This is a genomic window from Allosphingosinicella sp. (assembly GCF_036387215.1).
Classification (GTDB): domain Bacteria; phylum Pseudomonadota; class Alphaproteobacteria; order Sphingomonadales; family Sphingomonadaceae; genus Allosphingosinicella.
In genome coordinates this window covers 1-8,995 of record NZ_DASVUE010000394.1, presented here as the reverse complement: position 1 = coordinate 8,995, position 8,995 = coordinate 1, and the positions used below count along the sequence as shown (strand labels likewise).

Here is an 8,995-nt window from a genome sequence, read left to right as displayed (position 1 = left end):
ACCATGTGGTGGAGGCCCGATCCGTCGTCGGTGTCGCCGATATACATTCCGGGCCGCTTGCGGACCGCGTCGAGGCCTTTCAGCACCTTGATCGAATCGGCGCCGTAGCTGTTTTCAGTGGGGGAAGATGCCATGCCGATCATATAGGGGAGGAGGGGCCGAAACCCAAGGAAAAACGCCGGATTCCGGGGCGGCCGGGGCCAGCTTGTAAGCCGTCGCGAATGGCACGAATGGCACGAATGTCACATGGAAACGCAGGGGGGCTCTCCCCCCGGCGGATCAGGGCGGCGACCGGAGCAGCAAAGGGTTCGGGAGAGATCCATGGGAGGATCATGACAGGCGGCGGGAGCTGTAGGAAAGCCTTTTCTGCGCCGTCAGGAATGGACGGCGCCGTCCCTCACTTCGAGCATCGTCGCCGAGCCATCGGCCCCCTCGAACAGCGCCCGCTCGGTGCCCGTCATCCAGACCTGACCCCCCGCCGCCGCAAGCCGCTCGAACAAGGCGCGGCGGCGGAAGGGATCGAGGTGAGCGGCCACTTCGTCGAGGAGAAGGATCGGGCGCCGCCCGGCGCGGTCCGCGACGAGATCCGCATGGGCAAGGACGAGGCCGAGCAGCAGCGCCTTCTGCTCCCCCGTGGAGCAGCGCTCGGCCGGCTGGCCCTTGCCGAGGTGGGTGACGTTCATGTCGGTGCGGTGAGGCCCTGCCAGCGTCCGTCCGGCGGCGGCGTCCCGGGGGCGTCCGGCGGCGAGCTCGCGGCTGAAAGCTTCGGGATCCGCCGGATGCCAGCCCTGAAGCGAAAGGCCCGCTCGGGCGAACGGACCCTCCGGCGCATCCGCAAGCCGCTCCGACAGCGCCGCCACGGCCGCCGCGCGGGCTTCGGCCATGGCGATACCGTGCTCCACGAGCCGCGCCTCCAATGCGCTCAGCCACCCTGGGTCGGGGCCCTCTTCCGCGAGGAGCTTGTTCCGGGCGCGCATCGCAGCTTCGTAGCGGGCGGCGTGGACGGCATGGGCCGGCTCCAGCGCCAGCACCAGCCGGTCCAGGAACCGGCGGCGCCCGCCCGCACCTTCGAGGAACAGGCGGTCCATGGCCGGCGTGAGCCAAAGCACCGACAGCCATTCGGCAAGCGAGGTGGCCGAAGCCTGCGCCCCATTGATCCGCACCTGCCGCCGCTCGGGCGCCGTGGGCGTGGCGCCGGTGCCGATATCGACAAAGCTCCCCTCTTGAGAAGGGTGGGGCTGGGGGAGGGGAGGCGAGCGAAGCGGGCCTTCATCTTCCGCCCCGAAGCCGCCTGCGGCGGCACCCACCCCTGACCCCTCCCTTCCAGGGAGGGGGATCGTGAGCCGCGCCGCCACTGCGAATCCGCCAGGCCCGTCGCTTCGCGCGATCTCGGACAAGCTCGCGCCCCTGAGGCCGCGGCCGGGGGAGAGAAGCGACACCGCCTCCAGCACGTTCGTCTTCCCCGCGCCATTGTCGCCGGTGAGGATGACGAGACCTGCGCCGGGTGCGATCAGCGCATCGGCATAGGAGCGGAAATCGGTCAGGGAAAGTCGGGTGAGGAGCACCTAGTCCCCGCTGCGGCTGAACATCTTGCGGAGGTCACGGCCTTTGGCTGCGACCCGCTCAACAGAAATCATGCCTTGTTCGACGGTGTAGAAGATGGTGGCGCGCCTCTCGAAAGAGATGCTTCGCAAACCCACCAGAAGGCCATCGCGGGGCCTGCCGAGTTTCGCATGATCTCGCAGCTTCTCGCAGGAGGCGATCATTCTCTCGACATATACATCCGCGACATCGAAGCCGGCCTGGGCCGCTATATAGTCGTAAATGTCGCGGAGGTCGGCAGAGGCGGCCTCACTGAACCGGATCGGGCGGCTCACTCCCCGGCTGAACGTGCGGCGGCGGCGTGTGTCCTCAATCGGGCGAAAGCTTCCTCGGCTGGGATATAAGGGCCCTTCATCCCTTCTGCGATGAAGGCGCGCAGCTCACTGGTCGTCAGGCCAGTTTCTTCGTCGAGGCCTTCAAGCGGGGGCTTGCGGAACACGCGCACCTCCCCGTCTTCAACGGCAAACCCGATCTCATCGCCCGGCTTGAGCCCCAGCTCAGCCAGAAGTTCATCCGGAATGACGGCAGGGGCGCCGGCTTCAAGACGTTTGACGATCATGCCGCCTCCTTACGCCCGAAGCCAAATTCTATCAATGCGGCCGTCTCAGACCCGCATCGGCATCAGGACGTAGAGCGCCGGCGCCTTGTCGTTCTCGCGCAGCAGGGTGGGGGCGGCGGCGTCTGCGAGGTGGACTTCGACGGTGTCGCCCTCGATCTGGTCGAGGATGTCGAGCAGGTAGCGCGCGTTGAAGCCGATCTCGAGGCTGTCGGCGCCGTAATCCCCCGGCACTTCCTCGGCCGCAGTGCCGTTTTCGGGGCTGGTGACGGAAAGCGTGATCTTGTCGCGGTCGAGCGCCATCTTCACCGCGCGGGTCTTCTCGCTGGCAATGGTGGCAACGCGGTCGACGCCCTCCTCGAAGCTGCGCGGATCGATCCGGAGCAGCTTGTCGTTCGCGGTGGGGATGACGCGGGTGTAATCCGGGAACGTGCCGTCGATCAGCTTCGAAGTGAGGATCGCGGTGCCGAGCCCGAAGCGGATCTTGGATTCGGAGAGCGAGACCTGGACGGTGCCGTCCACCTCGTCGAGCAGCTTCCGGAGTTCGCCGACGCATTTCCTGGGGATGATCACGTCCGGCATGCCTTCCGCGCCGGCCGGCCGCGGAACGGTGACTCGGGCGAGGCGGTGACCGTCGGTGGCGGCGGCCTTGAGCTGGCCGGCACCGGCCGGGCCGTCTTCCGAGACGTGCAGGAAGATGCCGTTCAGATAGTAACGGGTCTCCTCGTGCGAGATGGCGAAGCGGGTCTTGTCGATGATCTGGCGGAGCGTCGCCGCCGGAAGCTCGAACGCGGTCGGAAGGTCGCCCTCGGCGATCACCGGGAAGTCGTCGCGCGGCAGAGTCGACAGGTTGAAGCGGGCGCGGCCGGCGTTGACCTGCATCTTGCCTTCGGACGCGGAGATTTCGACCTGGCTTCCCTCGGGAAGCTTGCGGGCGATGTCGAACAGGGTGTGGGCGGAGACGGTGGTGGCGCCCGGCTGGGTCACATTGGCATCGACGGTCTCGTTGATCTGCAGATCGAGGTCGGTCGCCATCAGGCGGATCCCGCCCTCCTCGCTCGCTTCGATGAGGACGTTGGACAGGATCGGGATCGTGTTCCTGCGCTCCACCACGGATTGGACGTGCCCGAGGCTCTTGAGGAGCGTGGCCCGTTCGATCGTCGCCTTCATGGATTCCCCCGGAAGTGGTACTTTCGGGGGTTGTAGAGCGGCTTAGGTCGGACGGCTAGAGGTTAGTGACTGAGGACGTGAAAAGGGCCGGAGCATCGCTGCCCCGGCCCTCTTTTCCGTGACCCGGACCGAAGGACCACTTCGATCCGATCGCTCAGAAGCGGAAACCGATGCCGGCCATCACCTGGTGACGGTCGAGGTCGATCTTCGTCCCGAAATCCTCGGATTCGAAATTTTCGAGGTCGAAATTGTCGCTGAAGTCGAGGTTCCGGTAGTTCGAATAGCGATACTCGACCTTGCCGTAGAGGTTCGGGCCGAGCAGCTGCTCGACGCCGGCACCCAGGCGCCAGCCGTCGACGTTGCTGTCGAGCTCGAAGCGGTCGCCGGCGGTCTTGGCGGCGAATTCGATGCTGGTGTTGGTGTAGCCGCCCTTAGCATAGACGAGCGTGCTCGGCGCAGCGCGGAAGCCGATGCGGCCGCCGACATAGATGTCGCGGCCGATGCCGATCCGCGAGGTGAAGGGGATGCCGTCCAGAGTCTCGTCGGCTTCCTGCTTGCCGCTGGAATCGGTGTATTCCGCCTCGACGCCGGCAACGACGCCGCCGAGATCGAAATCGTAGCCGGCACCGATGCCGTAGCCGACGCCTTCGATGGATTCGTCGCCATTGTCGTCATTGGTGTCGACGGCGTCGTCGTTGCGGTCGCCGGACTTCAGCTTGTCATATCCCGCCAAGCCTTCCAGACGGAAGCCGGTGAATGGGCTGGCAGTGTCCTGAGCGAAAGCGGGGGTGGCGACGGTGCCGGCAAGAAGAGCGGCGATAACAAATTTACGCATTCCTGAAAAACTCCAACTTCGTACGTTCTTGTGTGGTCCCAGAGGGGAACGGCGGGCCCAGCGCATGCAAAGACGAGAAGTTGCATGAATCTCACATAAACGGTAATTTCCTGTTGCCAATGTGCAACATGGCGCAGAGTGAAGGCGGATTATGCACGCGATTGCTTTCTTTGCAGCGTTACTTGCAAATGCTGCACCTGTTGTAGCGGAGCGACAGTCGCTGGGAATCTTCTACCAGTGGGGCGCCTTTAGAGACGGGGCGCCGGCGCGTTGCTTCGCGATCGCGGAGCCGCGCCGATCGATGAAGGCGGAGGGCTGGCGGCCGTTCGCCTCGGTCGCCTTCTGGCCGGGCCGCGGCGTCAAAGGCCAGGTGCATTTCCGGCTCAGCCGCACCAAGCGGCCGGGCTCCGCGGTGCTGCTCCGGATCGACGACCGCACCTTCCAGCTGTTCGCCGGCGGCGCCGATGCCTGGGCCGCCGATGCGCGCGGCGATGCGGAGATCGTATCGGCCATGCGAAGCGGCATCGACATGACCCTCGAGACTCGGTCGGACCGAGGGGCACTGGTCCGCGATTATTACCAGCTTCGCGGCGCTGCGACCGCGATCGACGCAGCCGCGATCGGCTGCGCGCGGCGCTAAGCGCCGGCGCTGGAAAAAGGCCGCATTCTTCCCTACATAAGCGCCATCATGACAGCCGCCATGCCGATCCCCGGGCACATCGACCCGGTTCCCGTCCCGCGTCCGCAGACCGCGCGCGACGATGCGCGCCTGAACCTCATCGGCCTTTCCCGCGATGCGATCCGGGAAGCGCTCGCCGAGGCGGGCATGGATCCGAAGCAGGCGAAGCTCCGCGCCAAGCAGATCTGGCACCAGATCTACAATCGCGGCGCGGAGGATTTCGACGCGATGAGCGACATCGCCAAGCCGCACCGGCTCTGGCTTGCCGAGCGGTTCGTGATCGCGCGGCCGAACGTGGTCGTTCAGCAGGTCTCGACCGACGGCACCCGCAAGTGGCTCCTCAAGACGGACGACGGCCATGATTTCGAGATGGTCTTCATTCCCGATGCGGATCGGGGCACGCTGTGCGTCTCGAGCCAGGTCGGCTGCACCCTCAATTGCCGCTTCTGCCACACCGGCACGATGCGCCTCGTCCGCAACCTCGATGCCGGCGAGATCGTGGGGCAGGTGATGCTCGCCCGCGATGCGCTCGGCGAGTGGCCGTCGCAGCCCGAGGGGCGGATGCTCTCCAACATCGTGATGATGGGCATGGGCGAGCCGCTCTACAATTTCGACAATGTCCGCGACGCGCTGAAGATCGTGATGGACGGGGACGGGCTCGGCCTCTCCCGGCGGCGCATCACGCTTTCGACCTCGGGCGTGGTGCCGATGATGGAGCGCGCGGGCGAGGAGATCGGTGTCAATCTCGCCGTCTCACTGCACGCCGTGACGAAGGAAGTGCGCGACGAGATCGTGCCCTTGAACCGCAAATACGGCATCGAGGAGCTGCTCCAGGCCTGCGCAGACTATCCGGGCGTCAACAACGCGCGCCGCATCACCTTTGAATATGTGATGCTGAAGGACAAGAACGACGGCGACGAGGATGCGCGCGAGCTCGTGCGGCTGATCCGCAAGTACAAGCTGCCGGCCAAGGTGAACCTCATCCCGTTCAACCCATGGCCCGGCGCGCCCTACGAATGCTCGGACGAGGAGCGGGTGCAGCGTTTTTCGGACATCATCTTCGAGGCCGGTATATCCGCGCCGATCCGCCGCCCGCGCGGCCGGGACATCATGGCCGCCTGCGGCCAGCTGAAGTCGGCCGCGGAGAAGAAGAGCCGGGCGGAGCTCGACAAGCTGGCGGAAGAGAAACTGGCGGCGCTCGCCTGAGCTTGTTTTCGCCGCTTGTGATCTGAAGCGGCTGCGTTATTTGCGCTCCGACCAAGCCGGAGTACGCCTCGCTTTATGGCCTCGACTTCCCCACAATCCGGGATTGCCGATCCCGATCCGGGGATGGCTGAGAGGATCCGCGGCTTCGATTGGGCCTCGACCCCGCTCGGGCCGATCGAAAGCTGGCCGGAGCCACTGCGTGTGGCGCTCAGCATCGCCGAGCACAGCGCCTTCCCGACCGCCATCTACTGGGGCCCGGAGCTCCGCCTGCTCTACAACGACGCCTGGGCGCCGATACCCGCCGAACGGCATCCCGGCGCGCTCGGGCAACCGGCCAAGGAGGTGTGGGCCGACATCTGGCCCGTCGTCGGAGCGCAGTTCGAGGAGGTGATGCGGACCGGCAAAGGCCTTTCCGCCTTCGAGCAGATGCTTCCGATGGTGCGCGGCGGCGTCGAGCAGGAAACCTACTGGAACTACAGCCTGACGCCGATCCTGGATCCGGCGGGGCACGTTCTCGGCATCTTCAACCAGGGCAACGAGATCACCAGCGCCGTCATCAACGAGCGCCGGCTTTCCTTCCAGGTCGCGCTCGCCGATCGGCTGCGCAGCCTTGGCGCTCCTGAGGAGGTCAAGACCGAAGCGGCGGCGATGCTGGGCGAATATCTCCGCGCCGAACGGGTCGGGTTCGTCGACGTCGACGAGGCGCAGGACATGCTTTCGATCACCGGCGAGTGGCGGCGCGGTCCGGACGTGCCGTCGCTCCGCGGCCGGGCGGGGCGCCTGTCGGACCTTCCGCCGGCCGCGATCGCCTATCTGAAGATGGGCGAGGTGCTCGCCTTGCCCGACGTCGAGAACGTCCAGGGCGGCAGCAGCGAGGCGGACGCAGCGCTCGGCAAGCGGCTCGGCGTTCGCGGGCTCATCACCGTTCCCCTGGTGCGCGAGGGAGCGCTCAAGGCCTTGCTCTTCGTCCATGAGCCGGCCGTGCGCGAGTGGAAGCGGTCCGAGGCGGCGATGGCGCGCGACGTCGCGGAGCGGAGCTGGGCGGCGGTCGAGCGCGCGGAAAGCGAACAGCGCCTGCGCGAAAGCGAGGACCATTATCGCCACACCGTCGAACTAAACCCCCAGGTCACCTGGACCGCGCTCCCCGACGGGCAGCTCAACCGGGTTGCCAAGCGCTGGGAGGATTGGACGGGAACGCCGGGCACCGGCGAAAGCTGGGCGGGCGGGCTCCACCCTGACGATGTCGAGCGGACGTTCGAGGTCTGGCGCAACTGCGTCGCGACCGGCGAGCCGTACGACATCGAGCATCGGATGAAGATGCTCGACGGGAGCTACCGTTGGGCCCGGTCACGCGCCTTCCCGCGCTACGGAAGCGACGGCGCCATCTGCCTCTGGTACGGCTCGACCGAGGACGTGCACGAGCAGAAGATTGCCGAGGAGCGGCAGCGGCTCCTGATCAACGAGCTCAACCACCGCGTGAAGAACACGCTCGCGACGGTGCAGGCGATCGCCTTCCAGACGCTGAAGGGCGATATCTCGCTTGCGGAGGCAAGAGCGCGGTTCGAGGCGCGCCTGCTCGCGCTGTCGCGTGCCCACAATCTCCTCACCGATCAGAACTGGGCCGGCGCGTCGTTCGACCAGGTGGTGCGCGATTCGATCGATCATCTGTCGGCAGAGCGGTTCGAGATCGAGGGGGAGGAGGTGTGGCTGGCGCCGCGTGCCGCTTTGGCGCTTGCGCTGGCGCTTCACGAGCTCAGCACCAACGCCGCCAAATATGGTGCGCTCGGCAGCGAGGCGGGCAAGGTCGCGATCCGCTGGCGCACCGAGGGCGACCGGCTCCGCTTCAAGTGGAAGGAGAAGGATGGCCCGCGGGTGGCGGCGCCCGCCGGCCGCGGCTTCGGCTCGAGGCTGATCGAGCGCGGCCTTGCCACCGATCTCGGCGGAACGGCGCGGATGCATTTCGAGTCGGACGGCCTTCGCTGCGCGATCGATGCCTCGCTTCCCGTCGTGCTGGCTGGAGCGGCCAATGGCTGAGCGGCGCCTCCGGATCCTGATCGTCGAGGACGAGATGCTGGTGGCGATGAACATCGAGGACATGCTGCTCGACCTCGGCCACGAGGTGGCGGGGCTTGCAGGCCGGCTCGATGCGGCATTGTCGCTCGCCCGCGAGGCGGAGTTCGATCTTGCGATGCTCGACGTGAACCTTGCCGGCGAGACCTCCTTTCCCGTGGCGGCCTTGCTGACGGAGCGGAATATCCCGTTCCTCTTTGCCACCGGCTACGGGATCAAGGGCATCGAGGAGCAATATCGCGACCGGCCGGTGCTGCAGAAGCCCTTCCGAGCGCGGGATCTCGAGGCAGCCCTCAGCGCAAGCCTGGGCTGACGCGGAAAGGGCCGGAGCATCGCTGCCCCGGCCCCTCATGCTTCATCGGCTCGGTGATTAGCCGCGGCGCTGCTGGCGTGCGGCGCGGATCGCGCGGCGCTCCTCAGGGGTGATCCGGCCGTCGCGGTTCACGTCCGCGCGGTCAAAGGCCTGGAGGCGGAGCTGGGTCGCCTCGGCCAGCGAGATGCGGCCGTCATTGTTGGCATCGACCCGGTCGAAGCGGCGTTCGCCCAGACGGGCGAACATGCCGGCACGCTGGCCGCGACGCTCCAGACGGTGCTCGCGCCGCTCGGCACGGCGTTCACCGCGCACCGCACGCTCGCCGCGTTCCGCGCCCTGGCGGGGCGCGAAGAATTCGGCGCGGCTGATCTGGCCGTCGCGATTGGCGTCGAGGCGGGCGAACCTCTCCTCGCGGCGATCCTGGCGCGCCTCGCGGCGCGCGCCGCGGACGGAGCCGCGGAAAGCCTGCGCTTCCGCCTGGGTCACATAGCCGTCGCGATTCGCATCGACTCGCGCGAACATGTCGCGCACCCGCTCCTGGACCTGGGCGCGCGTGACGCCGGC

General features: G+C 66.9%; 10 protein-coding genes. 4 read left to right on the top strand and 6 right to left on the bottom strand.

Features of this window, described 5'->3' with window-relative positions:
• Window positions 1–374: 374 nt before the first annotated feature.
• From VF662_RS15225 to VF662_RS15205, 5 genes are all read right to left on the bottom strand, one after another.
• Window positions 375–1,565, bottom strand: a complete 1,191-nt coding sequence (locus VF662_RS15225; RefSeq protein WP_464142780.1) for a DNA replication/repair protein RecF — start codon at window positions 1,563–1,565, stop codon at window positions 375–377.
• Window positions 1,566–1,877, bottom strand: a complete 312-nt coding sequence (locus tag VF662_RS15220; protein WP_464142778.1) for a type II toxin-antitoxin system RelE/ParE family toxin — start codon at window positions 1,875–1,877, stop codon at window positions 1,566–1,568. It lies immediately after the preceding gene.
• A complete protein-coding gene (locus tag VF662_RS15215; RefSeq protein ID WP_464142776.1) occupies window positions 1,874–2,161 on the bottom strand; it encodes a hypothetical protein in 288 nt (95 codons plus the stop codon). The genes VF662_RS15220 and VF662_RS15215 overlap by 4 nt, the downstream gene beginning before the upstream one ends.
• 45 nt (window positions 2,162–2,206) lie before the next feature.
• A complete protein-coding gene (dnaN, locus tag VF662_RS15210; protein ID WP_464142774.1) occupies window positions 2,207–3,328 on the bottom strand; it encodes a DNA polymerase III subunit beta in 1,122 nt (373 codons plus the stop codon).
• A 154-nt stretch (window positions 3,329–3,482) separates the two neighbouring features.
• Window positions 3,483–4,163, bottom strand: a complete 681-nt coding sequence (locus tag VF662_RS15205) for an outer membrane protein (RefSeq protein ID WP_464142772.1) — start codon at window positions 4,161–4,163, stop codon at window positions 3,483–3,485.
• Between the two features lie 301 nt (window positions 4,164–4,464).
• Between VF662_RS15205 and VF662_RS15200 the strand changes: the two genes are divergently transcribed.
• The 4 genes from VF662_RS15200 (at window position 4,465) to VF662_RS15185 (ending at window position 8,431) form a co-directional block, all read left to right on the top strand.
• The gene (locus VF662_RS15200) at window positions 4,465–4,803 is read left to right on the top strand and encodes a hypothetical protein (protein ID WP_464142770.1); all 339 of its coding nucleotides are present in this window, start codon (window positions 4,465–4,467) and stop codon (window positions 4,801–4,803) included.
• Between the two features lie 48 nt (window positions 4,804–4,851).
• Complete coding sequence (rlmN, locus tag VF662_RS15195; RefSeq protein ID WP_464142768.1) at window positions 4,852–6,048, top strand: dual-specificity RNA methyltransferase RlmN; 1,197 nt, start codon at window positions 4,852–4,854, stop codon at window positions 6,046–6,048.
• A 123-nt stretch (window positions 6,049–6,171) separates the two neighbouring features.
• Complete coding sequence (locus VF662_RS15190) at window positions 6,172–8,082, top strand: sensor histidine kinase (protein WP_464142766.1); 1,911 nt, start codon at window positions 6,172–6,174, stop codon at window positions 8,080–8,082.
• On the top strand, window positions 8,075–8,431 hold the full coding sequence (locus VF662_RS15185) for a response regulator (RefSeq protein WP_464142764.1): 357 nt from the start codon (window positions 8,075–8,077) through the stop codon (window positions 8,429–8,431). Before VF662_RS15190 ends, VF662_RS15185 begins: the two co-directional genes overlap by 8 nt.
• Before the next feature lie 57 nt (window positions 8,432–8,488).
• Here the strand turns inward: VF662_RS15185 and VF662_RS15180 are convergent.
• Window positions 8,489–8,995: EF-hand domain-containing protein (locus tag VF662_RS15180; RefSeq protein WP_464142762.1), on the bottom strand; the 507-nt coding region annotated here is incomplete at its 5' end.

Excerpts from the sequence above, each read along its gene's own strand:
- VF662_RS15215 (WP_464142776.1), bottom strand. The coding sequence starts at position 2,161 with ATGATCGTCAAACGTCTTGAAGCCGGCGCCCCTGCCGTCATTCCGGAT.
- dnaN (WP_464142774.1), bottom strand. The coding sequence starts at position 3,328 with ATGAAGGCGACGATCGAACGGGCCACGCTCCTCAAGAGCCTCGGGCAC.
- VF662_RS15205 (WP_464142772.1), bottom strand. The coding sequence starts at position 4,163 with ATGCGTAAATTTGTTATCGCCGCTCTTCTTGCCGGCACCGTCGCCACC.
- VF662_RS15200 (WP_464142770.1), top strand. The coding sequence starts at position 4,465 with ATGAAGGCGGAGGGCTGGCGGCCGTTCGCCTCGGTCGCCTTCTGGCCG.
- rlmN (WP_464142768.1), top strand. The coding sequence starts at position 4,852 with ATGACAGCCGCCATGCCGATCCCCGGGCACATCGACCCGGTTCCCGTC.
- VF662_RS15190 (WP_464142766.1), top strand. The coding sequence starts at position 6,172 with ATGGCTGAGAGGATCCGCGGCTTCGATTGGGCCTCGACCCCGCTCGGG.
- VF662_RS15185 (WP_464142764.1), top strand. The coding sequence starts at position 8,075 with ATGGCTGAGCGGCGCCTCCGGATCCTGATCGTCGAGGACGAGATGCTG.